This is a genomic window from Thermopetrobacter sp. TC1, from assembly GCF_000746275.1.
In the GTDB taxonomy this organism is placed as follows: Bacteria; Pseudomonadota; Alphaproteobacteria; order Rhizobiales; family Aestuariivirgaceae; genus Thermopetrobacter.
Genome location: NZ_JQKX01000013.1, coordinates 179,585 through 205,443, shown reverse-complemented (window position 1 = coordinate 205,443; position 25,859 = coordinate 179,585). Strand labels below are relative to the sequence as shown.

Below are 25,859 nucleotides of genomic sequence, written 5' to 3'. Positions count from 1 at the left end.
CGCCCAGGGGATCAATGCGCTTGATTTATATCATCGCCTGGCAGCGCATGCGCGCCGGTTGACCTCTTTGCCCCGACGCGTCACAAAAGCCCCGCGTCCACATGGATCCGTGAAGGTAAAGACTGAAGCCGCGAAAGAACGGACGGGCACCATGACTCTCAAGGCGATCATCTTTGATGTCGATGGCACCCTTGCCGAAACCGAAGAGGCACACCGCGAGGCCTTCAATGCCGAATTTGCTGCCCGCGGCCTGCCCTGGCACTGGGACAGGGATGTGTACAAGAAACTTCTGTCCGTCACCGGCGGCAAGGAGCGCATCCGCCATTACATCGAAACATATGCCCCCGAACGCGGCGAGGAGATGCTTGCGCACATTCCGGAGATTCACAAGGCCAAGTCCGAGCGCTACATGCGCATGATCGCGGACGGTTCCGTGCCGCTCAGGCCCGGGGTGGCGCGGCTGATCCGGGAAGCGAAGGAGGCCGGGCTGAAGGTGGGCATTGCCACCACCACCTCAACGCCCAACGTGGATGCGCTCATTCAGGCAACACTGGGCCGCCCCGCCGCGGAGGTTTTCGACGCCATGGCCTGCGGCGAGGAAGTCACGGCCAAGAAGCCCGCACCCGATCTTTATGAACTGGCGCTGGAAAAGCTGGGCGTGGCGCACAACGAGGCCATGGCCATCGAGGATTCGCGCAATGGTCTCATCGCCGCCCTACGTGCCGGCGTGCCGGTCGTGGCCACACCCTCGCAGTACACCGCCGATGAGGACCTCTCTGATGCCCTTTCCGTCGTCTCCCACCTGGGCGAACCCGACCTGCCCTATGAGCACATCTCCGGCTTCGGCTGGGCCCAGAGCATGATCACCCCCGCCATGCTGGCCCGCTGGATCGAAGGCTGGTCCGGCCGCCCGCGCCCGCCTAAGGCCCCCATTCAATGATAGAAGCGCCATGCTGTGTTTGATTGCTGATTGCATGCCGTGCGCATAAATTCTATAAATACGTGAACAATCTTTTTGATCGAAGACAAAGCTTGCGTCTCGATAACGCGAAAGGAACCGGGGGCATGGCGAACAAAATCATTCCCATCATCGTTGCCATCGTGATCTTCTTCGTGTTTTTTGCAATATTTTCGTTCATAGTGTCCCCACTGCAAATGAGCCCCATCATCAAAGGCCTGATAAAACTGGCCATTCCACTCGTCATAGCCAACATCACTTATAATGTGCTGGCTAAACGCTCGAAAAATTAAAACACCGAACCGGGAATTTTGGTGTGTCTTGAGATCGATATCACCCCGTTCAATCACCCCAATCTCTCCTTATTGAACCCGTGCAGCACAGGGCAGCCCCGGGGGCGGAAAGGGGTTCGGCTGGGCATTGACTGGCGGGCTAAAGCCTCTGCACGCCGGCGAAGGGGATGCCGGCGAGGCGGGCGAGTGTGGGGTTTGTCGTGGCAAGATCGCGCGGGGAGAAATCGGCAAGCCGCGCATGGCCGCAGGCGCGGGCGAACATCATCATCAGTGCCGCGCTGTTGCGCAAAAACCGTTGCAGGCGGCGGGCGGCGGCATCGATATCCAGCCGCGCGCGCAAATCCTCACGCTGAGTGGCGATGCCGGCCGGGCAGTTGTTCGTATGACAGATGCGGGCGTTGACACAGCCGATGGCCTGCAGGGCGGCGGTGCCGATGGCAATGGCGTCCGCCCCCAGCGCCAGGGCCTTGACGAAATCGGCCGGCGTGCGCAACCCGCCGCTGATGATCAGCGTCACATCATGCCCCGGCCAACGGGCATCAAGATGCCGGCGGGCCCGCGCCAGCGCCGGGATGGTGGGAATGGAAATGGAATCGCGCAGGATTTTCGGCGCGGCACCAGTGCCGCCGCCGCGGCCGTCGAGGATGATGTAGTCCGCCCCCGCTTCCATGGCGAAATCGATGTCCGCCTCGATGTGATTGGCCGAAAGTTTGAAACCAATGGGCACCCCGTCAGACAGCGCCCGCACCTTATCGGCAAAGCGGCGAAAGTCCTCCGGCGTGATGAGATCCACGTGCACAGGCGGCGAAACGGCGGGCTCACCGGCTTTGAGGCCGCGCACCTGCGCAATCTTTTCCGAGACCTTGCTGCCGGGCAGATAGCCGCCCAGGCCCGTCTTGGCCGCTTGCCCGGCCTTGAAGTGAAAGGCGGCGATACGCTGCGCCACATCCTCGCGCCAGCCAAAATGGGCCGTGCCCAGCTCGAACAGATAGCGCGGATTCTGATCGCGCTCCTCAGGCAGCATGCCACCCTCGCCGGAGGCGATGCCGGCGCCTGCGGCCGCGGCGCCTTTGGCCAGCGCCACCTTGGCCTCAAAGGAAAGAGCACCGAAGCTCATGTCGGCGATGATGATGGGCAGATCAAGAACGAGCGGCCTTTTCGCGCGCGGACCAATAATGGTGCGGGTCTGCACCGGCGCTTCCTCGGGCAGCGGCCGGCGGGCAAGCTGCGCAGGCAAAATCAGGATGTCCTCCCAGCGCGGCAGTTCGGGCCGCGGCACGCCCATGCTTGCAGTTTCGCCGTGCCGGCCAATGTCGGAAAGATCATGACGCGCCAGTTGATGCACAAGGGCCAGCGTCGGCTCGGACGGCGTGGGCACCACATCCGGCATCTCCTGCCGGCACAGCGGCAGCGGCACCGGATCGCCGGGATTGAGGCCTTTTAATTTTTCATGCGAACCGTCGCAATACGGCGGCTCGGCCGTGGCCTTGCAGTTGCATAATGCCGCAGGGCCGGATGCATCGGCACGAAAGATGAGCGGCTCAATCCCGCTGCCGCGATGAGCGCCATCGCAGAACGGGGGCGTGCAGGTGCGCCCGCAACGGCAAAAGGCATAAAAGCGCCCTTCTTTAAGCGCCTCGATCTCCGGCTCAAGCGCGCCAATGACGGGACGACCTCTTTCCTGACTCATGGCAGACGCCCCCATGTAAAATGTGGATCAGCCCAGGCAACGGGCCGCTAAGTGAAAATAGCAAAAGGGCCCTTTCCGGCAAGAAAGGGCCCTGCCTTCATACAGATACGTTATTGGCCTCAGAATTTGTAAGTGATGGTGGCAAAGGCAGAGAATGTGGCAGGCTTGACGGGATAAGGGTCGTCATACTGCATGCTCTTTCGCCCATACCGTGCATAAAGGGCCTCGACACCGACAAGGATGTTGTCAGTTACACGATAATTGAAGCCACCGCCAACCGTCCAACCCGTGAAAGTTTTACTATCCTTGTATTTTTTGGATGTGGGTGTGTAGAAAGTATACCCCTCATAACCCAGTAGGGCCAGACCACCAGTAGCAAAAATCAACACCTGATCATTGGCGGCAAAACCTGCCCGCGCCCTGATGCTGCCAATCCAGTCTGCTCCGGCATTGCAGCGCCAGTTAGCACCTGCACATGGGCGCGTCTTATCAGGATTGGTATAGGCGATGTGCCCTTCCACCCCCAGAACCCAATGATCAATCTGATAGTTGTAACCAAGAAGGCCGCCAACCAGGAAACTGGTATCCTTCGGCTGGACAAAATTGCTCGCTCTTGGATGTGGATTGAGGGCATTCACACCACCCAGAATGCCCGCATAAAATCCGGTCCACGGATTTGAAGCATACATGTCGGCAGCGATGGCGGCCGACATCATCCCCAATCCCGCAAAAGAGACTCCCAAAACGAGCTTAATCCCACGCTTTAACCCCTTCATGACATACCACTCCTAATATACTTTTTTGAAATGATATCTCTTTGAAAAATAAATGCACTGATTTAAATCAATCTATCAAGAATTGCATAAAAACATGTGCAATAAATACTTACTTAACTACAAGTATTCTTTTTCTACTTATGATCGTTGGATTGCATTCTTTCACACCAGTCCGGCGGCATGTCGATGTCCGCGTTCCAGGGGCGGATGTCGATGAGGGGTGTGCCGTCCATGCAATCGATGGCGTCGATGCGGATCACCCCGTTTTGTTCATCCAGTTCCAGAACACGCACCGTGGAAAGAGCAATGGGATTGGGCCTGACCGGCGAGCGCAGGCTGAACACACCGCGCCGCCCCGGCATGTGCCGCGGCCGCTGCACGATGATGTGCCGCGCCGCCTGATGCATCCAATAGAGCACGACGATGTATTCATATGGCGCAAGCGCCTCCAGACCCGGCCGGTAGGGCGCATCGATGTGCAGGGCGGCGCCTGCGCCCATTTCCTGCATGCGCGCCCGGGCAATGGCCACGTTGCGCGGGCATTCGCGCCGGTTTTTCCAGGGGCTTTCAACGTGACCAATGAAGACACAGCGGGGGCCGTTCTCCTGCGCGCCCGGATCGAACGGCAGCACCACTTCGCCGTCCCGCACCTGATCGTCATGCATGGCAGAAATCCCGGATTGCGGCCGCATTCAGTACGCGGGCCATGAACATGCGCCGGGATCATGCCACGGTGTCATTTCTGGGAAAAGCCTGAACACACCTGGGCCCACACGCAAGGGCCCAGACCCTTCGCAAAAGAAGATCCTTTTCGGTTCTCCCGCCCTGCAATCCGGAGACGTCTCTTCAGCGGTTGAGAGCAGCGACCAGCGCATTCACATCGCCATTCTTTTTCTGCAAATAGCGATGGAAGATGCCGCGCTGCAGATAGGCGAGGGAAAAACCGAGCACCTTGACATCGGCGATGCGATAGCGCCCGCGCCGTTTCACCACCCGCCACACCACGGTGTAGGTGGCGCCGGAGGTGAGCTTCACGCGGGAACGCACCAGCCAGTCATCCCCGTCTTTCAGCGGATTGTTCTCGATCCACGCCTTGGCGATCTCGTACTTGTGGCTTTGTTCGGCGAAATAGCGGGCCATGAACTGGCGCACACCGCGATAATAGAGGCTGCGGCGGGAGCGGGGAAGCTTGTTCTGATAACGGCCGAGGGAATAGAGCGCGATGGCGGGAACATCGGCATGACTGGCGAGAACCTTGTCGAAGCTGGCGATGGTGCCGACGCGATAGGCGCGCAAGAGATCTCGCGCCACCTTCTGCATGTAGCGCACGGCGGGATGGGCCCGTGTGGCCGCCTTGGCTTCCGCGGCCCGGGCCATATCGATATGGCCGCTGCCTGCGAGCACGATGCCGGAAAGCAGAATCAGCCCCATCGTCCTGCGTGAGATGCGCATCCCAGTGTTCGCCGTCTTCGTCATGCCGCACTCTCTCTCGATCTGACCGTGATCGCCTCCGCCTCTCTTGCGGAAGCTCCGTTCATGATCGCCCCCTGTGCCACGCCCCGCTGAGCGAAACCCTAGCCAATCAACCTTTCATCAGGGTTAACGAAGGGTAACCATTCCGTGCACCTTGCACAAGCGCCACGCGTCCTTGTTGGACACGCCGTGCCCATCACGCTGCCTGCGCCCGCAGATAATCCATCAACGCGGCGAAATCGCCATGATTCTGGTTGAGGATGGACACGAACTTGTCGCGCATGCGTAAAGAAAGCCAGATGCCCTGAATGTTCACATCGCCCACGCGCCATCCGCTGCCGCTTTTGTAGATGCGCCATTTCACCGGCGCGGTCTTGCCGTCCGGATAGATGACGGTGGTGTCCACCGTCAGCCACTTCCCGCGCTTGCGCGTGCGCCCGATGCGCACATCCTTTCCGGCCAGATCCTTGCGATAATAGACGAACAATCCGGCGATATAGGACAGGACCAGCCTGTAATACTCCCCCCGCATGGAGCGGGGCATGCGCCGCAGATACTTGCCCAGGGCAAAGCGCGCGATCGCCTTCATGTCCGCATTGCGCGTCAGCAGGCGCACGAACTCCCGCTTCAGGGCGGCGGCACTTCTCTTCGATCCGGCAAGGCGCATGACCCTGCGCGCCAGATCCGCGACGAAATCCTCCGCGCTTGCCGCCTTCAGCGGCGGCGCCATCAGGGCGAGCACGCCGGCCGTTCCCAGCATCAGAAAGGATCGCCGGGTGAAATCGAACTCGGAATCGAAGAGAAAACGCGGTTCAGACATTGTTGCGGATCCTGTCCTTGCCTGCCGTCTCTGGACGGACGGCAATGATGCCGTATATGAAAGCCTGAAACATCAAGCTGACACCATCAGGCGCAAACGTTCGCCTTTCGCGTTCCGATGGTGACAGAAGTCCGCCCCGCTTCACGGTCAAATTTGCGGAAAATTATGGCCAAAGCAAGCAAAAACAGGGATGCGGGCCTGCCTGCGCTTTTCAGGGGGCATGGCCATGTCTGAAACCACCGCTGACATGGAAGGGGTGCTCAAGGCCCTGCGTGCCGTGGCCGAATCGACCCGGCTGCGCCTGCTGCATGTCCTCTCGCGCGGCGAATTCAACGTCAGCGAACTTACGCACATCCTGCAGCAAAGCCAGCCGCGTATTTCCCGTCATCTGCGGTTGATGACCGAGGCCGGCCTGCTTGAACGTCACAAGGAAGGCAGTTGGGTTCTGTTCCGCATGCGTGAGGACGGCCCTGCCGCTTCACTGGCCCGCACGGTCACCGCCCTTTTGCCGCAGCACGATCCCGTCCTGGCCGAGGATCGCGCCCGCCTGGAAGAGGTGCGCCGCGAACGCGCCGAACGCGCCGCCCGCTATTTCGCCGCCGCCGCCAGGGACTGGGACCGCATCCGCTCCCTGCATGTTTCCGAGGAACGGGTGGAAGCGGCCATGCGTGCGCTGGCGGGTGAGACGGGGCGCTTTGGCTTTTATGTCGATCTCGGCACCGGCACCGGCCGCATTCTGGAGCTCTTTGCGCCCTTGGCCGATCAGGCCTTGGGGATCGATCTTTCGCACGAGATGCTGGCCATCGCCCGCGCCCGACTTGATGCCGCAGGGCTTGCCCATGCGCAGGTGCGCAAGGCGGATATCTATGACATACCCTTGAATGAGGGCGTGGCTGATTTCGTCACCCTGCATCAGGTGCTGCACTATCTGGATGATCCTGCCGCCGCCCTGAAGGAAGTAGCCCGCATCCTGAAGGTCAACGGCAGGCTGCTCGTTGTCGATTTCGCCCCGCATGAGCTGGAATTCCTGCGCGAGGAGCACGCACACCGCCGCCTGGGCATCTCCGATGCCGCCCTGCGCCGCTGGCTGAAGCAGGCCGGCCTGTCTCTGATAAAGACGCATATGCTGCCGCCGCCCCCGGAGCGCGGCGATCAGGGCCTGACCGTTTCCCTCTGGCTGGCATCGAAGGAAACATGAGGGACCTGGCCAGACGCCGGTTTTGACCAGCACGCACATGAGGCTGTGAAAACAAGGCCATTTACCCCCTTCACAAACCGCACCGGAACGACTACATAAGGGCCGCACCGCATATGCACCGGGTGCGGATGAACCATCCGGCCGGTGTGTGATGACGCGGGGTGGAGCAGTCTGGTAGCTCGTCAGGCTCATAACCTGAAGGTCGCAGGTTCAAATCCTGCCCCCGCAACCAACCATCCGCCCGTGATCCTCTTCGGATCGCGGGCTTTTTTCTTGCTTCCATGCGGCCATTCCCACTGCATGATCGGGCAGCAGAATACTGCCCTGCCCCTGCTTGCGCCTTTCAGGATGCGGAAACGGCCGTGATGGGCTGATGCATTGCCCCCTTCGTTTCAAGCCGGTAAGAAGCGGGGGCATGAGCACGCAGACCAGAACGCTGGCCATCGGATCCATCGGCGTCGGCCTTGCCGTTTTCGCCTTGAAATATGTCGCCTACTGGCTGACCGGCTCGGTGGCGCTGTATTCCGATGCGCTGGAAAGCATCGTCAACATTGCCGCCGCCATCGCCGCGCTCACCGCCATTCACGTGGCCAGCCAGCCGCCTGACGAGGGCCATCCCTTCGGCCATCACAAGGCCGAATATTTTTCCGCCGCCCTGGAAGGGGCGCTGATCATCATTGCCGCGCTCGCCATTTTCCGCGAGGCCTGGCTGGCCTTTTCCCATCCGCGCACCTTTTCGTGGGACAATCCCGGCCTGCTGGTCAATGTTGCTGCCGGTGTTCTCAATGCCGCCTGGAGTTATGTGCTGATCCGGCGCGGGCGCGCGCTCAATTCGCCGGCCCTCGTCGCCGACGGCAAGCATCTGCTCGCCGATGTCTATACCTCCATCGGTGTGCTCGGCGGGGTGATCCTCGCCGCGGTCACCGGCTGGTTTATCCTCGATCCGCTGATTGCCATGGCCGTGGCCGCGCATATCCTCTGGGCCGGGTTTGGCCTGTTGCGCCAGTCGGCAGAAGGGCTTATGGACGCTGCCCCCGATACCGGAACCATGGAGAAAATCCGCGAGGTGATCCGCAAAAACGCCAGCGGCGCCCTTGAGTTTCACGCCCTTAAGGCCCGCCGCGCCGGCAGCGCCCTGTTCATCGATTTTCATCTCGTCGTGCCCGGCGCGATGCGCGTGCATGAGGCGCACGAGATCTGTGACCGCATCGAAGAGGCGCTGGCGCGCGCCTTTGGCGAAGTGATCGTGTCCATTCATGTGGAGCCGGAGCATGAGGGCGAGGCCGGCAAACATGGCGCCTTTCAGATTGCGACCTGCGCGCCTGCCGGTTTGCGTCATGATGCCGTGCCCTGTGCGCCGCTGCCGCCAGCCATGCCGCTTTCCGCCCGCAAGGCCGCGGATGACGAGTGAATGGCCTTGAGCGGTAAAATGTTTTGGGGCTGTTCCAGAAACTGGTTTTGCTGTTCCACAACTCATTGAATGTCAAGCACGGCCCTACGGGCCGCCGCGTAGCGGTTTCATGCTTGACATTCAATGCGTTGCGAAAAGAATGGTCATGAAGCGCCAATGGCGAAAAATCGCCATTGGCGCTTCTCTCAGCCCTGAAAAATCATGCTATGGAGAGATTGAAAAATTACCATGATTTCAATGACATAAAGCAACATTGATTTATTTTCTAGGACAGCCCCAATGTTTTTTCAGTTCGTCGTTGAACCGCAAGGGCAAGGTGGAGAAATTGCCGCAATTCGCAGGATAAAGATGCTCAGCGAACCGGACAGCCCATGGGTCAGCCGCCTCTGCCCCTCGCCCAACCATGGCGAACGCAAGGGCGGCTGCGGCATTGACATGCTTGTTCTGCACTATACCGGCTGCCCCTCCTGTGAATCGGCGCTGTTGTGGATGCTGAGCCCGGATGCGGAAGTCTCCGCCCACTATCTCGTGGATGAGGACGGCGAGATCATCCAGCTTGTTGCCGAAGAGCGGCGCGCCTGGCATGCCGGCCTCTCCTGCTGGGCCGGCGAGACGGATGTGAACTCCCGTTCCATTGGCATTGAGATCCAAAACGCCGGTCACCTTGAGGATCCGCCGCCGCCCTATCCGGAAAAGCAGATCGCTGCCGTTATCGCGCTTGTTGAGGATATCGTGCGCCGTCATGGCATTGCGCCCTGGCGGGTGGTTGGCCATTCCGATATCGCGCCCGACCGCAAGGCCGATCCCGGCGAGCATTTCCCCTGGGAACGCCTGGGCAAGGCGGGGCTGTGCCTGCATGCGCCGTCAGCCCCGCTCAATCTGCCGGGGGAGATGCTGAAGCCGGGCGACTCCGGCCCGGCTGTGTGCGCGCTGCAGCGCGATCTCGCCAGGCTCGGCTATGGCCTAGCCGAAACCGGTGACTATGATGAAACGACCCGGGCCGTGGTGCGCGCCTTTCAGCGCCGCTTCCGCCCCGCCCGTATAGATGGCCTTGCCGATTCTTCCACCCGTGAAACCTTGAAACGGGCCTTGTCCCGCCTGGCAAGCATGCGGCGGGTTTGGTGAAAGCACGGGATGGGCAGGCATCAGAAGATCTGTCATCTTGAAATGACAGACACGATGACAGGATTTTGGTGCGCCATGAAAGAGTATCGGAACCACATCATCGTTGACCCGGAGATCATGATGGGCAAACCGGTGATCGCCGGCACCCGCATTCCGGTGGAAATGATCCTGCGCGACCTCGGCGTAGGAATAGCGCCGGAAGAACTCTTGCGCGCCTATCCGCAACGCACCATGGATGATATCCGCGCGGCGCAGGCCTGCGAATCCAATCATGAGCCAGCGGACATCCGGCAACGCCCCATTCGCTGAAAATTCTACGCCATCTGCTTCAGCAACCCCGGCAGCTCGCCGAAATGCCCGAAGGTGCCGGCCGCATCGAATTCCTCCACCGGCTTCTTGCGATACCCTTCCGTATAGAGCAGCAGCGGATAGCCCGCCGCCTTTGCCGCTTCTTCATCGGTTTCCGAGTCGCCCACGTAGAACACCGGCCACGAATCCTCGCCCAGCCGCCGGGCGCATTCATGCAGTGGCTCCGGATGGGGTTTGCGCACCGGCAGGGTCTCGCCGCCCACCAAGGCGTCGAAATAATCCGCCATCCCCAGCCCCTTCAGCGCCATCCACGCGAGATCCTCCGACTTGTTGGTACATACGGCCATTTTCGCCCCCGCCGCCTTCAGCGCCGCCAGCGCCTCGCGCACGCCGGGAAACACGATGGTGCGGCTGGCCGGCTCCTCGCCATAAAAGCGCTTGAACGTTTCCAGCGCGCGGGCGAATTCTTCCTCTGACGGATGTTCAATGCCCGCATACCGCAGGCTCCGCTCCAGCTGTTTCGGCAGCCCCTGGCCGATGAAGGTGGCAAACGTCTCCACCGGAATGGGCCCGGCGCCATAAAGCTCTTGCAGCATCCGGTTGGCCGCATGACACAGATCGGGCGCGGAATCGATTAGCGTGCCGTCCAGATCAAAAATCAGCCGCATGGATCTTTCACTCTTTCTGGCAGTTACGCGTCACCCCGGCGAAAGCCGGGGTCTCGGGCCTCATACGCATGAGTCTGTGGCACGAGATCCTGGCTTTCGCCAGGATGACGATAGATACATTTGCAGGTGCGCGTGCCTCCCGAGATACGAGCCTATGCCGGCAGGGCGGATAGGCTCCATTCGGTCCTGCCTTGTCAGACACGACAAACGGGCCGGAGGGACAAGCCCCGGCCCGCCTTGAGTTCCACATCATGAGATTGCATGCGATTTCATTCCGCCGCCATTTTGGCGATGGCTTCTTCCGCCTCCTTGCGGATAGCAGCGATATTGGCCCGGTAGGCCTCCTCGTTGCCGCCCTTGAACACGGCCGAGCCCGCCACCAGCGCCCGCGCGCCCGCCTCGGCGACAATCCCCGCCGTGCCCGGCGCCACACCGCCGTCCACCTCGATGATGATGTCGCGATCGCCGATCATCTGGCGAATGCGGCGGATCTTCTCCACCACCGCCGGAATGAACGCCTGCCCGCCAAAGCCGGGGTTCACCGACATGACGAGAATGAGATCCAGCCGGTCGAGCACATATTCGATCATGGATTCCGGCGTGTGCGGATTGAGCGATACACCCGCCTTCTTGCCGAGATTGCGGATGACCTGCAGCGAGCGGTCCAGATGCGTGCAGGCCTCCGCATGCACGGTGATGATGTCCGCGCCCGCCTTGGCGTATTCCTCCAGATACAGGTCGGGATTGTCGATCATCAGATGCACGTCGAAGGTTTTCTTCGTGTGCGGCCGCATGGCGGCGATGACCGGCGGGCCGAAGGTGAGGTTCGGCACGAAATGCCCGTCCATCACGTCCAGATGCACCCAGTCCATGCCGGCCCGCTCAATGGCCTCGATTTCCTCCTTCAGCCGCGAAAAGTCCGACGACAGCATCGACGGCGCAATGATGATCTCGTTGCTCATGAATTCGCTCCCGTGTGGCTCATGATCCCTTGATTTCGAGAAAGAGGAAAAGCGCCCGCAATGTCAACCGCCGAGAAGCCTTTTGCCACATGGCTTGGCGTATGGTTTGCGCGCCCATGCCTGCCGGCAGGCAAATGACGGCCGGATGACGGGGCTGTGTCGTGGCGCGCGCAGGCTGTTATGCTGAAAATGGCCATGTCGCAGCTGAAAGGGAGTTGATAGCATGAACATCATTCGCGCGTTGCGTCTTGAGAAGGGATGGTCGCAGGAAGACCTGGCTGCCGCTTCGGGCATTTCCGTGCGCACTATTCAGCGCCTCGAGAACGGCGGACGGGCCAGCCTGGAAACCCTGAAATGCCTGGCTGCGGTGTTTGAAAGCGAGCTGTCCGAACTGAGGGAGAACATGCAGATGAACACCACGGCCGGCAATGTGATGCCGGGCTCATGCCTGAGCGAGGAGGATCGTGCTGCCCTGAATTTTGCCAATCAGCTGCGCCGTTATGCCGAACTGGAAGACGGCCGTGATCCGCAGGAAGAGAATATCCGCCGCCAGGTGCGCAGCGAGCGGGCCTTTCTCATTCACATCGCATTTTTCATAATCGCGAACGCCCTGCTGCTCGGCATCAATCTGATAACCACCCCACAGAAGATTTGGGCCATATGGCCGCTGCTCGGCTGGGGGCTCGGCCTGTTCCTGCACGGCCTGCGGGCCTATTCCCGTCATTCCCGGTTTCTCGGCGAAGAGTGGGAACGCCGCCGTGTGGAAGAACGCCTGAAACGCCTGGCCGAACAGAAGCGGACGGAATGACGAATGACAGAGGTAAGGCCCCATCACCTTCGCTGAAGAAAATGGAAAGGGGCTGTCCCAAAAACTGGGTTTTGCTGTTCCACAACTCATTGAATGTCAAGCACGGCCCTACGGGCCGCCGCGTAGCGGTTTCATGCTTGACATTCAATGAGTTGCGAAAAGAATAGTCAAGAAGCGCCAATGGCGAAAAATCGCCATTGGCGCTTCTCTCAGCCCTGAAAAATCATACTATTGAGACATTGAAAAATTACCATGATTTCAATAACATAAAACAATATTGATTTATTTATCTAGGACAGCCCCTTCTCTTATCGACCGCATTCGCGAAGACCGCATCGAAATCCTGCGCGTCTGGGACGGCAGAAGGGATCGGGGCAGTCTCGATCTATGGCGCCGCCGCCAGATCGTCGAACAGCCAAACCGTCAGCCTCTCGTCATCCAGTCGCCGCAACTGCCTGTCGTTGGTCAGGATGCCGTCGGCACCCGTCAGCAGGGCGGAAGCGGCGTGAATAGCTTCGGGCGTGCGCAGGCCGTACTCGGCGCGCAGGCGGGCTGCCATGGCGGCAGTTTCGGCATCGAGATCGTGCACCGCGAGGTTGGCGAAGGAGGAGAGCTGCGAAATGAGGCCGGCCGCCGTCTTGTCCTTTCCCTCCCGATAGAGCGGCACCAGCAGCTCAGCGAAGACGAGACTGGAAACAACGCCCTTGAGCCTGCCGCACTCGATGCGCCGCAGGATGCCTTCCGAAACCGGGCCATACCGCTCATGACCTTTAAGGAAATAAATCAGCGCCATGGTGTCGAGCAGGACGGTCCGACCATCCTCGATGGCGGGCGCGGTCATCGATCCCATCCATCCCGTTCGCGCTCAGTCGTGTCCAAGGAAATTCAGGAAACGTGCTGTTGACGCCAAATCGACCGAGGAAAAAAGACTTTCCATGAGTTGGGGGCTTATTGCTTAACTTATTGATAAACAAAAGAAAACGTCATTGCCGGGCCTTGTCCCGGCAATCCAGGGCCACGAACGGGGTGGCTTTGGTGGGCGATGGCGCCCGCCAGCAGGCTTGATCTGAGCCGTATGCTTTTTGAAAGGAGGTCCCTCTCTGAGGACAGAGCCCGGAAGAACCATTCCTGACTTCCACCACCGCATGAGTAAACCGCCCCTGGATGCCCGGGACACGCCCGGGCATGACGTAAGTAGTTGATACTCAATACAAAAATAACAACCTCCAAAGTTTGGGCAAGGGAGAAAGAATGCCCAGATAAAAGGCATCTGCGTAGCATGTGACTAATCACGCTCTTCGTAACGAAAATCATTCGCAACACACAAAGCAATTTAATTAGACACCAATGCGTTAGCGCTTAAGCTCCCGCCCGTAATCCTTCCAGAGGCTGGAGCGATATCGGCGCAGCGCGTCCACGTCCGATTCCGGCGCCTTGCGCAGCACCACGTGATCGCCTTCCACCTCCAGGATCAGCCGGTCACCGGGCCGGATGTTCAGCCGTTGCCGGATGCCGGCGGGCAGCACCAGCTGCGCCTTCCTGCTGAGCTTGGCCGTTGGCATGCCTGCACTTCCTTGCCTTACCCTCATGTAAAGCTGCTCCTTTGGCAAGAAGCACGCTTGTTTCGTATTTCGGTGTATTCTAATGTAGTGAAGTCGAACGAGGGAGCCTTGTGATGAACACACCCATTTCCCTGCGCATCGACCCGAAACTGAAGCACGAGCTGGAGGAGCTGGCGCGGCAGGAGGAACGCCCGCTGTCGCAGGTGGCCGTGCGGGCATTGCGCGCCTACGTGAAGGCGCAGAAGGAACGCCGCGCCGCCATCGAGGAAGCCATGCGGCAGGCTGACGAGGGTCGCTTCATTTCCGCCGAGGCCATCCACGAGTGGATGCGCTCGTGGGATACTGACGATGAGCTTCCACCGCCCGAACCGGACGTGACCGTTCACCGGTGAACGGCCGGCCATGCGCATCCTCTATCTCACAAGCGCCCGCGATGATCTTGCGTGGCTGCGCCACTTTTACCGGGAGGTCTTTCCCGATGGCGCGGCGCGTGCTCTGAGGCACCTGATGGCAGCAGAGGGCCTGCTTCGCACGAATCCCCTTGTTGGGCGCCGCACGGGCATTGGCGATAGCCGTGAGCTCCACATCGCCCTCACGCCATTCTCGCTCATCTATCGCGTTCGCGAAGATCGCATCGAAATCCTGCGCGTCTGGGACGGCAGGCGAGACCGGGCAAACCTTGATATCTGATCTTCGGGAAGCCGCATCCCGGCCATCGAATGTGTGAAACAAGAGGGCCGGTTGCGCGGGGCAACCGGCCCGTGAAATCTGCGCTCGGCGTGAAGAAACGCCAATGATGGGTTCTTACGCCGTCTTCGGATCCAGCTCGCCGGATTCGTAGCGTTTGGCCATCTCGGAAAGCGGGATCGGCTTGATCTTGCTGGCGTGCCCGGCGCAGCCGAAGGCCTCGTAGCGGTCCTTGCAGACCTGCTTCATGGCCTCCATGGCCGGCTTCATGAACTTGCGGATGTCGAACTCCTTCGGATTCTCCGCCGCCACCTTGCGGAACTGACCCGTAGCCGCCAGGCGCAGGTCGGTGTCGATGTTGATCTTGCGCACGCCCATCTTGATCGCGCGCACCAGCTCCTCCACCGGCACACCATAAGTCTCCGGAATGTTGCCGCCATACTCGTTGATGATGGCGATCAGCTCCTGCGGCACGGAAGAAGAGCCGTGCATGACGATGTGCGTGTTCGGAATCTTGGCGTGAATCTCGGCGATGCGGTCAATGGCCAGGATGTCGCCGGTGGGCGGACGGGTGAACTTGTAGGCGCCGTGCGAGGTGCCCACGGCCACCGCCAGCGCGTCCACCTTGGTCTTGGCCACGAAGTCCGCCGCCTGATCCGGATCGGTCAGCAGCATCTCCTTGTCCAGCTTGCCCTCGAAGCCGTGACCGTCCTCCTTGTCGCCCATGCCCGTTTCCAGCGAGCCAAGGCAGCCCAGCTCACCCTCGACGGAAACGCCGATCATGTGCGCCAGCTCGCTCACCTTGGAGGTGATGTCCACGTTGTATTCATAGGACGAAGGCGTCTTGGCGTCTTCCTCCAGCGAGCCGTCCATCATCACCGAGGTGAAGCCATACTGCATGGCGGACAGGCAGGTCTTGACGCTGTTGCCGTGGTCCTGATGCATGCAGATGGGGATATCCGGATACATCTCCACCAGCGCCTGGATCAGGTGGCGCAGCATGACATCGCCGGCATAGGCGCGCGCGCCGCGCGAGGCCTGCAGGATCACCGGCGAATCTGTCTCCTTCGCCGCCTCCAGGATGGCGATGCCCTGCTCCATGTTGTTGATGTTGAACGCCGGCACGCCGAAATCGTTCTCCGCGGCGTAGTCCAGCAGCTGACGCAGCGTGATCAGTGCCATGTTGAATCCTCCTGAATGTCTCTTCGGCCTTTTCGCTTCCGGACCGGACAGGCAAGCGGCAAACCGCAAACGGGTCTCAAGGCTTTAGCAGCCGCCCTGCCGGGCGAAAAACCCGGCAGGAACGGTGCTTGGTGTGATCCTTTAGTGCGCCTTAGCAGTCGTTCTCCTTCAGCGCCTTCACGCCGGGCAGCTCCTTGCCCTCCAGCCACTCGAGGAAGGCGCCGCCGGCAGTGGACACATAGGTGAACTCATCGGTCACCCCGGCCGCATTGAGCGCTGCCACCGTATCGCCGCCGCCGGCCACGGTCTTAAGCTTGCCGGCCTTGGTCAGCGCCGCCGCCGCCCGCGCGATCTCCACCGTGCCGGTATCAAACGGCGGCACCTCAAAGGCGCCCAGCGGCCCGTTCCACAGAAGCGTCTTGAGGTCCTGCAGGCGCATCTTGAGATCGGCGATGGACTGCGGCCCGATGTCCAGGATCATGGAATCGGCCGGCACCCCGTCGAGATCGCACACCTCGGTTTCCGCCCCCGCCTTGAACTCCTTGGCGCAGACGGCATCCACCGGCAGCACGATCTCGCAGTTGTTCTCCTTCGCCTTCTCAAGGATCGTCTTGGCCGTGTCCACATAGTCCGGCTCGGCCAGGGACTTGCCGACGTCATGCCCGAGCGCGAGCAGGAAGGTGTTGGCCATGCCGCCGCCGACGATGATCTGATCCATCCGCGGCAGCAGGTTTTCCAGCACCGGGATCTTGGTGGAGACCTTCGCCCCGCCCACGAGCGCTGCCGTCGGCCGCTCAGGATTGTCCAGGGCGGAGGAAAGCGCCTCCAGCTCCTTCATTAGCGAAAGCCCTGCATAGGACGGCAGGAACTTCGTGATGCCGTAAGTGGAGGCATGCGCCCGGTGCGACACGGAGAAGGCGTCGTTGACATACATGTCGGCCAGAACCGAGAGCCGGCGGGCGAAATTCTCGTCGTTCTCGGTCTCGCCGGGGTGAAAGCGCAGGTTCTCCAGCATGAGAACCTCGCCGGGCTTTAACGCCCACACTGCCTTCTCCGCCACTTCGCCCACACAGTCGTTGGCGAACTTCACCTCCATGCCCAGGATCTTGGAGAGGGCCTCAGCCACGGGCTTGAGCGAGAACTTCTTGTCCCGCTGGCCCTTGGGCCGCCCGAAGTGGGAGATGATGACCACCTTCGCCCCGCGCTCCACGAGATCGCGCACCGTGGGCGCAAATCGGTCGATGCGGGTGGTGTCCGTCACCCGGCCCTCTTCCATGGGCACGTTCAGGTCGGCGCGGACGAGGACCGTCTTGTCCTTGACGTCCGCGTCCGCGATCGACTTCACCCCTTCGATGCTGCTCATGCCATCACCTTCCCCATGGCCACCGCCGTGTCGTTCATGCGGTTGGAGAAGCCCCATTCGTTGTCATACCAGGAGAGGATGCGCACCATGCGCGAGCCCACCATCTTCGTCTGCGGCAGGGCAAACACCGACGAACGCGGATCGTGGTTGAAGTCCACGGACACATTGGGCTGGTCGGTGTAGCCGAGGATGCCCTTCATCGGGCCGTCCGCCGCCTTGATGATGGCCTCGTTGACCTCCTCCACCGAGGTGTCGCGCGCGGCGATGAACACCAGATCCACCACCGAGACGTTCGGCGTCGGCACGCGGATGGCCACGCCGTCCAGCTTGCCGTTCAGCTCGGGCAGCACCAGGCCCACCGCCTTGGCCGCGCCGGTGCTGGTCGGGATCTGCGACAGCGCCGCGGCGCGGGCGCGGTAGAGATCCTTGTGGAAGGTGTCCAGCGTCGGCTGATCGCCCGTGTAGGAGTGAATGGTGGTCATGAAGCCCTGCTCGATGCCGATGGCGTCGTTCAGGACCTTGGCCACCGGGGCCAGACAGTTGGTGGTGCAGGAGGCGTTGGAGACGACCACGTGATCGCTGGTCAGCTTGTCATGGTTCACGCCATAGACCACCGTGAGATCGGCGCCCGGCGCCGGCGCGGACACGAGAACGCGCTTCGCCCCCGCCTCCAGGTGCAGGGCCGCCTGCTCGCGCTTGCGGAAGATGCCGGTGCACTCCATCACCAGATCCACGCCGAGATCGCCCCAGGGCAGCTTGGTGGGATCGCGCTCGGCAAACACCTTCACCGGGTTCTTCAGGCCCTCGACGATGATCGAGTCCTCGGTGGTCTCGATCTTGCCCGGGAAGCGCCCGTGCACGGAGTCGAAGCGCAGAAGATGCGCGTTGGTCTCCACCGGGCCCAGGTCGTTGATGGCGACGAACTCGATGTCGTCACGCCCCGATTCCACCGCAGCACGCAGAACGTTGCGGCCGATACGTCCAAAACCGTTGATCGCTACACGCAGTGCCATGTCAAACCCCTTAGATCGTTGATGGTTGAAAGCTCTTTCTGCCCCCGCCTGCGGGCGGTCAGGCGCACACGCCGCCCGCGCCCGCATGACCGAAGCCTTGACCGGGCGGCGCAAAAAAGGCTCGCGTCGCCCGCAATCCCGGATGGTTCAGGCGCCCTTTACGAGCTCCTCGGCCGCCTTGACCACATTGTCCACCGTGATGCCGAAGTGCTCGTAAAGCTGCGGCCCCGGCGCCGAGGCGCCAAAGGAATGCATGCCGATGAAGCGGCCGTTCTCGCCGATCCATTTCTCCCAGCCGAGCGGCATGGCCGCCTCCACCGCCACCCGCGGCGCCGTGCCCAGCACCGCGGCGCGATAGTCCTCCGGCTGCTCCTCGAACAACTCCCAGCACGGCATGGAGACCACCGCCGCGGCGATCCCCTTCTCCGCCAGCTTCTCGGCAGCCTCCACCGCCAGTGACACCTCCGAGCCCGTGGCCAGAAGCGTCACGTCACGGCCGCCCTCCGGCTCGCGCAGCACGTAGGCGCCCCTGGCCACCTTGTTCTCGTCCGTATCCGTGCGCAGCGCCGGCACGCCCTGCCGCGTCAGGCACAGCGCCGTGGGCGTGTTTTCCGACTTGAGCGCAACTTCCCAGGCCTCCGCCGTCTCCATGGCATCGGCCGGGCGGATGACCCGCAGGTTCGGCATCGCTCTCAAGGACGGAATGGTTTCCACCGGCTGATGCGTCGGGCCGTCCTCGCCCAGCCCGATGGAATCATGCGTGAACACATAGGTGACCGGCAGCCCCTGCAGGGCGGCAAGACGAATGGCGCCGCGCATGTAATCGGAGAAGATGAGGAAGGTGCCGCCATAGTTGATGAAGCCCTTGTGCAGGGCGATGCCGTTCATGGCGCAGCCCATGCCGAACTCGCGCACGCCGTAGTGAATGTAGCTGCCGGAATAGTCGCCCGGCACGATGGGCTTCTGCCCCTCCACAAGCGTGAGGTTGGAGTGCGTCAGATCCGCCGAGCCGCCCACGAGATTGCTCTGCGCCTTGGCGATGACTTCCAGGGTCTTCTTCGAGGCCTGACGCGTGGCCAGCTTCGGCTTCTCCTCGGCCAGGGCCTTGCGGAAATCGGCCAGGGCCGAAAGCGTCTGCTCCGAAACCTTGCCGGAGAGATCGGCAAGGAAGGCATCCTTTTTCGGGGAAGCCTCAAGCCGCTCCTCCCAGGCCTTGCGCACCGGCTCGCCGCGCGCACCGTATTCGCGCCATTTCTGCAGGATCGGCTCCGGCACCTCGAAGGGCGGATAGGGCCAACCCAGCGCCTCGCGCGTGGCCGCCACCTCGTCCTCGCCCAGCGGCGCGCCATGCGTGGCCTCCGTGCCCTGCTTGTTCGGCGCGCCATAGCCGATGATCGTCTTGCAGGCGATAAAGGTGGGCCGGTCGCTCTCCTTGGCCGCGCTCAGCGCCGCATCCACCTGATCGGGATCGTGCCCGTCCACCTCGATGGTGTTCCAGCCCGCCGCGTCGAAACGCTCCAGCTGGTTCATGGAGGTGGCCACCGAGGTCTTGCCGTCGATGGTGATCTCGTTGTCGTCCCACAGCACGATCAGCTTGTTCAGGCGCAGATGCCCGGCCAGGTCGATGGCCTCGTGGGAAACCCCTTCCATCAGACAGCCGTCGCCGGCGATCACCCAGGTGTAGTGATCCACCAGATCATCGCCGTAACGGGCGTTCAGCATGCGCTCGGCCAGCGCCATGCCCACCGCCGTGGCCAGGCCGGAACCCAGCGGCCCCGTCGTCACCTCCACGCCGGCCAGATGCCCGTATTCAGGATGGCCCGCCATCTTGGAGCCGAGCTGACGGAAATTCTTGATCTCCTCGATGGTAGCTTCCTCAAAGCCGGTCAGATACAGCAGCGAATAGAGGAGCATGGAGCCATGCCCGGCCGATAGCACAAACCGGTCGCGATCCGGCCAGTCCGGCTTCTTGGGATCGAATTTCAGATGCTGCGTCCACAGCACCGCCGCCACGTCGGCCATGCCCATGGGCATGCCGGGATGGCCGGACTTGGCCTTCTGAATGGCGTCGATGGACAAAAAGCGAATGGCATTCGCCATGTCCTTGCAGCTGATGTCCTCGCTCATGACTCCACTTGGCTCCTTGAAAAGAATGACGAAATTCCTTTTTGCCGCTTCCGGCCGCTCAACGTCCTGATCACCTCGCCCTTGTCTTCGCGCCCCCTTACGCGGAGCGCACCGAATCCTCACATGGCCCGGTACTTGCGCTCGATCAGGCGATGGATCATCGGCGTCAGGATCAGCTGCATGGCCAGATCCTGCTTGTCGCCGGGAATGACGATGGTGTTGGCCCGCGTCATGAAGCTGTCCTTGATCATCGACAGCAGATAAGGAAAGTCGATGCCGTGCGGATCCTTGAAGCGGATCACCACCATCGATTCACCCGCCGTCGGGATCCAGCGGGCGATGAACGGGTTGGAGGTATCCACCGTCGGCACCCGCTGGAAGTTGATGTCGGTCTCGGAGAACTGCGGGCAGATGTAGTGCACGTAATCATGCATGCGGCGCAGGATGGTGTGCGTCACCTCCTCGGTGGTATAGCCGCGCGCGGCCCGGTCGCGATGGATCTTCTGGATCCACTCCAGATTGATCACCGGCACCACGCCGATCTTGAGATCGGCATACTGCGCCACATTGACATCATCGGTGACCACCGCGCCATGCAGGCCCTCATAGAGCAGGATGTCGGAGGCCTCCGGCGGGATCTCCTCCCATTCAGTGAAATGCCCCGGCGGCACGCCGTATTTCTCCGCCTCCTCGTCATCATGCACATAATGGCGCGTGCGCAGCCAGCCGGTCTCGCCATAGCGCTTGAAGGTCTCCTCCAGCTCCTTCAGCAGGTTGGCCTCCGGGCCGAAGTGGGAGAAATGATGATTGCCCTCGGCCTCCGCCTTTTTCATCGCCTCCTTCATCTCCTGGCGATTGTAGCGATGAAAGGCATCGCCCTCGATGAAAACGGCCTTGATCCCCTCGCGGCGGAAGATCTGCTCGAAGGTGTGCTTGACCGTGGACGTTCCCGCCCCGGACGATCCGGTAACCGAAATGATCGGATGCTTGACCGACATGTCCCCTCGCTCTCCTGAATGAACCCGTGAAATCCCTTTTCCGGCGCAATCGCGATTGTTCTCGCCTTCCGCCCTCGCCTGCCCTGCTCAGAAGCGGAACAGCCCGCGCTTGGAGAACAGCGGCGAGCGTGAGCCGCCCAGCGGCAGCTGATAATACTGGCGCACGCGCTCCACCTCCTCGCGGGAGCCAAAGAACAGCGGCGTGCGCTGATCCCGCGCCTGCGGCGTCTTCTCCAGGATCCGCTCCTGCCCGTCGGTGGCCATCCCTCCGGCCTGCTCCATGATCATGGCCACGGGATCGGCATGGAACAGCAGCTTCAGCCGCCCTTGCCCGTATCCGGGCCGGGAATCCGCCGGATAGAGGAAGATGCCGCCGCGGTTGAGGATGCGGAAGGTCTCCGCCACCAGCGATGCCGCCCAGCGCATGTTGTAATCCACCTCCCGCGGCCCGTCGGCGCCGTCGATGAGATCATCGACATAGGTGCGCACCGCCGGATCCCAGAACCGGTAGTTGGAAGCGTTCACGGCATATTCCCGCGCATAGTCCTTGGGCAGGCTGCGCTCCTCCGCCGTGACGTAGAAGACGCCCGTTTCCGGATCCATCGTGGCCACCTGCACGCCGCGCCCGATGGTGAAGGCCAGCGCCGTGCGCGGCCCGTAGATGAAGAACCCCGCCGCCGCCATGGCCACGCCCGGCTGCGCGAAGGTCTCATCGCCCTTCTCCGGCCAGATGGCAAACAGCGTACCGGGCGAGGTGTTGGCATCGATGTTCGAGGACCCGTTGAGCGCATCGATGGTCACCGCCAGCGGCGCACCGGCGCGGCCGTCCTCCAGCCCGCCCTTCTCCCGCGCAATACGGGCAACCGGCGCCGCCTTCAGCGCCGAAACGAAGGCTTCGCCCGCCTTCTCGTCAAAGAAGGCGAACACCTCCGGCAGCGTCTTGCCTTCCACGCCGGGATTGAGCGGCCCGCGCGCCACCATGCGCGAGACATCGCGCGCTGCCTGCGCCAGACCGTTGAGGATTTCGCCCGCCGCCTGCAGAACGGCATCGCCTTTCGCCTGTTCGGCAAGCCAGGCGTCAAGTGTCTGATACCCCATGTCCCTCTGTTCGACTCCCCGTAAGACCCTCTCCCTGTCGGCCCCTTAAGTGTAGTTATTAGCGCAGAAGACCGACTTTCGTCGTGTTTTTTATGGGAAGGTATCCACAAATTTCCGGCCCGCCAATGAGGCGTTCTGCCTCGCCCCCGCCTCTTTCCGGCATTTTTGCGGCCGGGATGCGAGGGCACCATTGCCAATGCTGACAAGAAAGTAAATTTGAATTATCTTACTTGCCAATTCAGATAATCTTAATCAGCCTGAGCCTCTTCCGACCGATGACGGAAGGGCACCCGAACCGGGAGGGGAAACGCCATGCGCAACGTCACCCTCAAGCAGCTCCGCGCCCTGCAGGCCGTGGCCGAAAGCGGCTCGGTCACCGCCGCCGCCCAGCGGCTGCATGTGACACCACCGGCGGTCTCCTTGCAACTGAAGCTGTTGGAGGAGCATGCCGGCATCGCCCTGCTTGAGCGCGCGCCGGAGGGCCTGCGCCTCACGTCTGCCGGTCAGGTCGTTCTTGATGCCATTCACCAGATCGAGGGTGTGCTGAAGGCCTGTGCGCTCTCGCTTGAGGAAATGAAGGGTGTCTCCGGCGGCTCGGTGCGTGTCGGTGTGGTCTCCACCGCCAAGTATTTCGCCCCGCGCGCGCTTGCCGCCTTCATGAAGGAGCATCCGGAAATCGATATCCGCCTGCAGGTCGGCAACCGCAACGACACGGTGGAGGCGCTGGCCAACTACGATCTCGATTTCGCCATCATGGGCCGCCCGCCCGACACCTTCGAGGTCTCCCGCTCCATCATCGGCCCGCATCCGCATGTTCTGGTCTGCCCGCCGGATCATCCCCTCGCCGGCCGCAACGATTTGCGCCCGGCCGATCTGGCGCACGAGACCTTTCTCATGCGCGAGAAGGGCTCCGGCACCCGCACGCTCACCGAAAAGCTCATCGCCCGCCTCGACATCGAGCCCAAGATCGGCATGGAAATCGGCTCCAACGAGACCATCAAGCAGGCGGTCATGGCCGGCCTCGGCATTGCGCTCATCTCCGCCCACACCGTCGCCACCGAGCTGCGCGATGGCCGCCTGGGCCTTTTGCGCCTGCCCGGCCTGCCCCTGATGCGTCAGTGGTATGTGGTGCGCCGCAAGGAAAAGCGCCTCATGCCCGCCGCCGCCGCATTGTGGGAATTCATGGCCGCCCAGGGCGCCGCCTTCCTCCCCCGCCTGCGCGACATCCTCAAACCGGCTGCCTGAAACCAAAGGCCCGGAAGTGATAAAGGAAATTCAGAAAGCATGCTGTTGCCGGCAAATTGACTGAAGAAAAAGGCCTTTCCATAAGTTGCACACGACACGACACGACACAACGTCGCCATCTTTCTCGTCACCCCGGCGGAAGCCGGGGTCTCGGGCCACAAAAGCATGAATCAATGGCCTGAGATACCGGCTTTCGCCGGTATGACGGTATAAGTGTCGTGTAGTGTGCATAAGATGGGAATTGACTGTTTAACTCATTGACAAATCAAAAGAAACCGTCATTGACGGCATTGCCTGTCCCGGGCTTGAACCGGGATCCCGGCAATCCAGGGGCAAAATCCGATGCGGTCTTGGTGGGCCATGGTGTTCACCAGCAGGCTTGACTTGTATCGTATGGAAAAATGCCGGAACGGGATTGTATCCCGTTCCGGAACGTTTCAGCGGGGTATATTACCCCGCCATTCATGCCTTAGGCGGGGTTGCAAACCCCGCCCAAACGTTGGGTAAGGATATGCAATATCCTTCCGACGGTAAGCCGATCACCTTTTGCTGTGCCCTGCCCCGCGTCAGCTTTCCACATCCGCCGCGTCTTCACATTTGACAGCGCCTAAGCTATCACCCTTGATACTTTCGCATGAGGCCGCCGCTCGATACGGCCAGTGCGGGGGGCGAACCACGCCTGAATGATACGGCCACGACACACACATGGGGCCTTCGCGCTTCCCGCCATGCCGGGCGGCGCTGCCCCGTTGGGGCCCGAAGCGGGACGAAATTCAGAACCGACACGACAATTGTGAGGGAGATCATCGATCCATGCCGAAGAACGCTTTCTATGCCCAGTCCGGCGGCGTCACCGCCGTCATCAACGCCTCCGCCTGCGGCGTGATTGAGGCCTGCCGCGCGCATCCGGACAAGATCGGCAAGGTCTATGCCGGCAAGAACGGCATCATCGGCGCGCTGCTGGAGGAGCTGATCGACACCAGCAAGGAGTCCGACGAGGCCATCGCCGCGCTGAAGCACACGCCGGGCGGCGCCTTCGGCTCCTGCCGCTACAAGCTGAAGAGCCTGGAGGAGAACAAGTTGCAGTACGAGCGGCTGATGGAGGTCTTCAAGGCCTATGACATCGGCTACTTCTTCTACAACGGCGGCGGCGACTCCGCGGACACCTGCTACAAGGTGAGCCAGCTTTCGGAGAAGATGGGCTTCCCGGTGCAGGCCATTCACGTGCCGAAGACCGTGGACAACGACCTGCCGATCACCGACAACTGCCCGGGCTTCGGCTCCGTGGCCAAGTACATCGCCGTTTCCACCCGCGAGGCAAGCTATGATGTGCGCTCCATGGCCCGCACCTCCACCAAAGTGTTCGTGCTGGAAGTGATGGGCCGGCATGCCGGCTGGATCGCTGCCGCCGGTGGCCTCGCCGCGGATGAGGAGAACGACATTCCGGTGGTGATCCTCTTCCCGGAGATCGAGTTCGACCGCGAGGCCTTCATGGCGAAGGTGAAGGAGAATGTGGAGAAATACGACTACTGCACCGTGGTCGTTTCCGAGGGCTGCAAGTGGCCCGATGGCCGCTTCCTGGCCGAGCAGGGCACGCGCGATGCCTTCGGCCATGCGCAGCTGGGCGGTGCGGCGCCGGTGGTGGCCAACATGATCAAGGAGGATCTGGGCTACAAGTATCACTGGGCTGTGGCCGACTACCTGCAGCGCGCCGCGCGGCATCTCGCCAGCAAGACGGACGTGGAGCAGGCCTACGCCGTGGGCCGCGCCGCGGTGGAAAAGGCGCTGGAAGGCAAGAACTCCATCATGCCCACCATCGTGCGCGTGTCGAACGATCCCTACAAGTGGGAGATCGGCGAGGCGCCGCTGGAGAAGGTGGCGAACGTGGAGAAGTTCATGCCGCGCGACTTCATCACCGAGGACGGCTTCGGCATCACCGACGCCTGCCGCGAATACCTGCGCCCGCTCATCGCCGGCGAAGCCTACCCGCCCTACGACGAAAACGGCATGCCCAAATACGTCACGCTCAAAAACGAGCTGGTAGAAAAGAAACTGCCGGCGTTTGAGGTGTGAACTTAATGAAGGGCGGAAGC

26 protein-coding genes and 1 tRNA gene are annotated in these 25,859 nt (G+C 61.6%); 11 read left to right on the top strand and 16 right to left on the bottom strand.

Going from position 1 to position 25,859, the window contains the following annotated elements; all coding sequences use genetic code 11:
• The first annotated feature begins 151 nt into the window (after positions 1-151).
• On the top strand, positions 152-940 hold the full coding sequence (locus EK16_RS02005; protein ID WP_038034059.1) for an HAD family hydrolase: 789 nt from the start codon (positions 152-154) through the stop codon (positions 938-940).
• On the opposite strand, the gene EK16_RS12110 is transcribed toward EK16_RS02005, so the two are convergent.
• From EK16_RS12110 to EK16_RS01975, 6 genes are all read right to left on the bottom strand, one after another.
• Entirely contained in the window at positions 934-1,308 is a 375-nt protein-coding gene (locus EK16_RS12110; protein ID WP_156098428.1) for a hypothetical protein, read from the bottom strand. The genes EK16_RS02005 and EK16_RS12110 overlap by 7 nt on opposite strands.
• A gap of 82 nt (positions 1,309-1,390) precedes the next feature.
• A complete protein-coding gene (locus EK16_RS01995; RefSeq protein ID WP_038034053.1) occupies positions 1,391-2,941 on the bottom strand; it encodes a glutamate synthase-related protein in 1,551 nt (516 codons plus the stop codon).
• Positions 2,942-3,060: 119 nt separating this feature from the next.
• Positions 3,061-3,717 (bottom strand): outer membrane protein, encoded by a 657-nt coding sequence (locus EK16_RS11265; protein WP_051928777.1) that lies wholly within the window; start codon positions 3,715-3,717, stop codon positions 3,061-3,063.
• A 134-nt stretch (positions 3,718-3,851) separates the two neighbouring features.
• A complete protein-coding gene (gene tsaA / locus EK16_RS01985; protein ID WP_038034289.1) occupies positions 3,852-4,382 on the bottom strand; it encodes a tRNA (N6-threonylcarbamoyladenosine(37)-N6)-methyltransferase TrmO in 531 nt (176 codons plus the stop codon).
• A 181-nt stretch (positions 4,383-4,563) separates the two neighbouring features.
• Entirely contained in the window at positions 4,564-5,193 is a 630-nt protein-coding gene (locus EK16_RS01980) for a Tgt2/MlaC family protein (protein ID WP_081910158.1), read from the bottom strand.
• Between the two features lie 193 nt (positions 5,194-5,386).
• Positions 5,387-6,010, bottom strand: a complete 624-nt coding sequence (locus tag EK16_RS01975) for an MlaC/ttg2D family ABC transporter substrate-binding protein (RefSeq protein WP_038034048.1) — start codon at positions 6,008-6,010, stop codon at positions 5,387-5,389.
• Between the two features lie 226 nt (positions 6,011-6,236).
• Between EK16_RS01975 and EK16_RS01970 the strand changes: the two genes are divergently transcribed.
• From EK16_RS01970 to EK16_RS01950, 5 genes are all read left to right on the top strand, one after another.
• Positions 6,237-7,208, top strand: coding sequence for an ArsR/SmtB family transcription factor (locus EK16_RS01970; RefSeq protein WP_051928801.1), 972 nt, complete (start codon positions 6,237-6,239; stop codon positions 7,206-7,208).
• Between the two features lie 155 nt (positions 7,209-7,363).
• Positions 7,364-7,440 (top strand) — tRNA-Met (locus tag EK16_RS01965).
• Between the two features lie 183 nt (positions 7,441-7,623).
• The gene (locus EK16_RS01960) at positions 7,624-8,619 is read left to right on the top strand and encodes a cation diffusion facilitator family transporter (protein WP_081910157.1); all 996 of its coding nucleotides are present in this window, start codon (positions 7,624-7,626) and stop codon (positions 8,617-8,619) included.
• 348 nt (positions 8,620-8,967) lie between these two features.
• Positions 8,968-9,744 (top strand): peptidoglycan recognition protein family protein, encoded by a 777-nt coding sequence (locus EK16_RS01955; protein WP_038034045.1) that lies wholly within the window; start codon positions 8,968-8,970, stop codon positions 9,742-9,744.
• 75 nt (positions 9,745-9,819) lie between these two features.
• Positions 9,820-10,053, top strand: a complete 234-nt coding sequence (locus tag EK16_RS01950) for a DUF433 domain-containing protein (RefSeq protein ID WP_038034284.1) — start codon at positions 9,820-9,822, stop codon at positions 10,051-10,053.
• Between the two features lie 5 nt (positions 10,054-10,058).
• On the opposite strand, the gene gph is transcribed toward EK16_RS01950, so the two are convergent.
• Both gph and rpe read right to left on the bottom strand, forming a co-directional pair.
• Positions 10,059-10,721: a phosphoglycolate phosphatase gene (gene gph / locus EK16_RS01945; RefSeq protein WP_038034042.1), complete on the bottom strand. Its 663-nt coding sequence runs from the start codon at positions 10,719-10,721 to the stop codon at positions 10,059-10,061.
• 269 nt (positions 10,722-10,990) lie between these two features.
• Positions 10,991-11,683, bottom strand: a complete 693-nt coding sequence (rpe, locus tag EK16_RS01940) for a ribulose-phosphate 3-epimerase (protein ID WP_038034040.1) — start codon at positions 11,681-11,683, stop codon at positions 10,991-10,993.
• 223 nt (positions 11,684-11,906) lie between these two features.
• Here rpe and EK16_RS01935 point away from each other — a divergent pair, with 223 nt between their 5' ends.
• Complete coding sequence (locus tag EK16_RS01935; protein ID WP_038034039.1) at positions 11,907-12,491, top strand: 2TM domain-containing protein; 585 nt, start codon at positions 11,907-11,909, stop codon at positions 12,489-12,491.
• Between the two features lie 385 nt (positions 12,492-12,876).
• Here the strand turns inward: EK16_RS01935 and EK16_RS01930 are convergent, their stop codons facing one another.
• Both EK16_RS01930 and EK16_RS12365 read right to left on the bottom strand, forming a co-directional pair.
• Positions 12,877-13,332, bottom strand: a complete 456-nt coding sequence (locus EK16_RS01930; RefSeq protein ID WP_197059576.1) for a type II toxin-antitoxin system VapC family toxin — start codon at positions 13,330-13,332, stop codon at positions 12,877-12,879.
• Between the two features lie 511 nt (positions 13,333-13,843).
• Positions 13,844-14,053 carry an AbrB/MazE/SpoVT family DNA-binding domain-containing protein gene (locus EK16_RS12365; RefSeq protein WP_051928776.1) on the bottom strand — a complete coding sequence of 70 codons (210 nt, stop codon included), beginning with the start codon at positions 14,051-14,053 and terminating at the stop codon, positions 13,844-13,846.
• Positions 14,054-14,166: 113 nt separating this feature from the next.
• Between EK16_RS12365 and EK16_RS01920 the strand changes: the two genes are divergently transcribed.
• Together EK16_RS01920 and EK16_RS01915 are read left to right on the top strand one after the other, a co-directional pair.
• On the top strand, positions 14,167-14,445 hold the full coding sequence (locus EK16_RS01920) for a CopG family ribbon-helix-helix protein (protein WP_038034036.1): 279 nt from the start codon (positions 14,167-14,169) through the stop codon (positions 14,443-14,445).
• Positions 14,446-14,455: 10 nt separating this feature from the next.
• Entirely contained in the window at positions 14,456-14,743 is a 288-nt protein-coding gene (locus EK16_RS01915; RefSeq protein WP_038034034.1) for a type II toxin-antitoxin system RelE/ParE family toxin, read from the top strand.
• Between the two features lie 114 nt (positions 14,744-14,857).
• Here EK16_RS01915 and fba read toward each other — a convergent pair whose 3' ends face one another.
• From fba to EK16_RS01885, 6 genes are all read right to left on the bottom strand, one after another.
• Entirely contained in the window at positions 14,858-15,922 is a 1,065-nt protein-coding gene (gene fba / locus EK16_RS01910; RefSeq protein ID WP_038034033.1) for a class II fructose-bisphosphate aldolase, read from the bottom strand.
• A gap of 151 nt (positions 15,923-16,073) precedes the next feature.
• Positions 16,074-17,285 (bottom strand): phosphoglycerate kinase, encoded by a 1,212-nt coding sequence (pgk, locus tag EK16_RS01905; RefSeq protein ID WP_038034031.1) that lies wholly within the window; start codon positions 17,283-17,285, stop codon positions 16,074-16,076.
• On the bottom strand, positions 17,282-18,298 hold the full coding sequence (gap, locus tag EK16_RS01900; RefSeq protein WP_038034029.1) for a type I glyceraldehyde-3-phosphate dehydrogenase: 1,017 nt from the start codon (positions 18,296-18,298) through the stop codon (positions 17,282-17,284). Before gap ends, pgk begins: the two co-directional genes overlap by 4 nt.
• A 147-nt stretch (positions 18,299-18,445) precedes the next feature.
• Positions 18,446-20,425: a transketolase gene (gene tkt, locus EK16_RS01895; RefSeq protein WP_038034028.1), complete on the bottom strand. Its 1,980-nt coding sequence runs from the start codon at positions 20,423-20,425 to the stop codon at positions 18,446-18,448.
• A gap of 119 nt (positions 20,426-20,544) precedes the next feature.
• Complete coding sequence (locus tag EK16_RS01890; RefSeq protein ID WP_038034026.1) at positions 20,545-21,423, bottom strand: phosphoribulokinase; 879 nt, start codon at positions 21,421-21,423, stop codon at positions 20,545-20,547.
• Positions 21,424-21,510: 87 nt separating this feature from the next.
• Complete coding sequence (locus tag EK16_RS01885; protein ID WP_038034023.1) at positions 21,511-22,521, bottom strand: class 1 fructose-bisphosphatase; 1,011 nt, start codon at positions 22,519-22,521, stop codon at positions 21,511-21,513.
• Between the two features lie 312 nt (positions 22,522-22,833).
• On the opposite strand from EK16_RS01885, the gene EK16_RS01880 reads away from it, so the two are divergent.
• Positions 22,834-23,766 (top strand): LysR family transcriptional regulator, encoded by a 933-nt coding sequence (locus tag EK16_RS01880; RefSeq protein ID WP_038034021.1) that lies wholly within the window; start codon positions 22,834-22,836, stop codon positions 23,764-23,766.
• 813 nt (positions 23,767-24,579) lie between these two features.
• Positions 24,580-25,839, top strand: a complete 1,260-nt coding sequence (locus EK16_RS01875) for a 6-phosphofructokinase (protein WP_038034017.1) — start codon at positions 24,580-24,582, stop codon at positions 25,837-25,839.
• Positions 25,840-25,859: the final 20 nt, after the last annotated feature.

Excerpts from the sequence above, each read along its gene's own strand:
- EK16_RS02005 (WP_038034059.1), top strand. The coding sequence starts at position 152 with ATGACTCTCAAGGCGATCATCTTTGATGTCGATGGCACCCTTGCCGAA.
- EK16_RS01995 (WP_038034053.1), bottom strand. The coding sequence starts at position 2,941 with ATGAGTCAGGAAAGAGGTCGTCCCGTCATTGGCGCGCTTGAGCCGGAG.
- EK16_RS11265 (WP_051928777.1), bottom strand. The coding sequence starts at position 3,717 with ATGAAGGGGTTAAAGCGTGGGATTAAGCTCGTTTTGGGAGTCTCTTTT.
- tsaA (WP_038034289.1), bottom strand. The coding sequence starts at position 4,382 with ATGCATGACGATCAGGTGCGGGACGGCGAAGTGGTGCTGCCGTTCGAT.
- EK16_RS01980 (WP_081910158.1), bottom strand. The coding sequence starts at position 5,193 with ATGACGAAGACGGCGAACACTGGGATGCGCATCTCACGCAGGACGATG.
- EK16_RS01975 (WP_038034048.1), bottom strand. The coding sequence starts at position 6,010 with ATGTCTGAACCGCGTTTTCTCTTCGATTCCGAGTTCGATTTCACCCGG.
- EK16_RS01970 (WP_051928801.1), top strand. The coding sequence starts at position 6,237 with ATGTCTGAAACCACCGCTGACATGGAAGGGGTGCTCAAGGCCCTGCGT.
- EK16_RS01960 (WP_081910157.1), top strand. The coding sequence starts at position 7,624 with ATGAGCACGCAGACCAGAACGCTGGCCATCGGATCCATCGGCGTCGGC.
- EK16_RS01955 (WP_038034045.1), top strand. The coding sequence starts at position 8,968 with ATGCTCAGCGAACCGGACAGCCCATGGGTCAGCCGCCTCTGCCCCTCG.
- EK16_RS01950 (WP_038034284.1), top strand. The coding sequence starts at position 9,820 with ATGAAAGAGTATCGGAACCACATCATCGTTGACCCGGAGATCATGATG.
- gph (WP_038034042.1), bottom strand. The coding sequence starts at position 10,721 with ATGCGGCTGATTTTTGATCTGGACGGCACGCTAATCGATTCCGCGCCC.
- rpe (WP_038034040.1), bottom strand. The coding sequence starts at position 11,683 with ATGAGCAACGAGATCATCATTGCGCCGTCGATGCTGTCGTCGGACTTT.
- EK16_RS01935 (WP_038034039.1), top strand. The coding sequence starts at position 11,907 with ATGAACATCATTCGCGCGTTGCGTCTTGAGAAGGGATGGTCGCAGGAA.
- EK16_RS01930 (WP_197059576.1), bottom strand. The coding sequence starts at position 13,332 with ATGACCGCGCCCGCCATCGAGGATGGTCGGACCGTCCTGCTCGACACC.
- EK16_RS12365 (WP_051928776.1), bottom strand. The coding sequence starts at position 14,053 with ATGCCAACGGCCAAGCTCAGCAGGAAGGCGCAGCTGGTGCTGCCCGCC.
- EK16_RS01920 (WP_038034036.1), top strand. The coding sequence starts at position 14,167 with ATGAACACACCCATTTCCCTGCGCATCGACCCGAAACTGAAGCACGAG.
- EK16_RS01915 (WP_038034034.1), top strand. The coding sequence starts at position 14,456 with ATGCGCATCCTCTATCTCACAAGCGCCCGCGATGATCTTGCGTGGCTG.
- fba (WP_038034033.1), bottom strand. The coding sequence starts at position 15,922 with ATGGCACTGATCACGCTGCGTCAGCTGCTGGACTACGCCGCGGAGAAC.
- pgk (WP_038034031.1), bottom strand. The coding sequence starts at position 17,285 with ATGAGCAGCATCGAAGGGGTGAAGTCGATCGCGGACGCGGACGTCAAG.
- gap (WP_038034029.1), bottom strand. The coding sequence starts at position 18,298 with ATGGCACTGCGTGTAGCGATCAACGGTTTTGGACGTATCGGCCGCAAC.
- tkt (WP_038034028.1), bottom strand. The coding sequence starts at position 20,425 with ATGAGCGAGGACATCAGCTGCAAGGACATGGCGAATGCCATTCGCTTT.
- EK16_RS01890 (WP_038034026.1), bottom strand. The coding sequence starts at position 21,423 with ATGTCGGTCAAGCATCCGATCATTTCGGTTACCGGATCGTCCGGGGCG.
- EK16_RS01885 (WP_038034023.1), bottom strand. The coding sequence starts at position 22,521 with ATGGGGTATCAGACACTTGACGCCTGGCTTGCCGAACAGGCGAAAGGC.
- EK16_RS01880 (WP_038034021.1), top strand. The coding sequence starts at position 22,834 with ATGCGCAACGTCACCCTCAAGCAGCTCCGCGCCCTGCAGGCCGTGGCC.
- EK16_RS01875 (WP_038034017.1), top strand. The coding sequence starts at position 24,580 with ATGCCGAAGAACGCTTTCTATGCCCAGTCCGGCGGCGTCACCGCCGTC.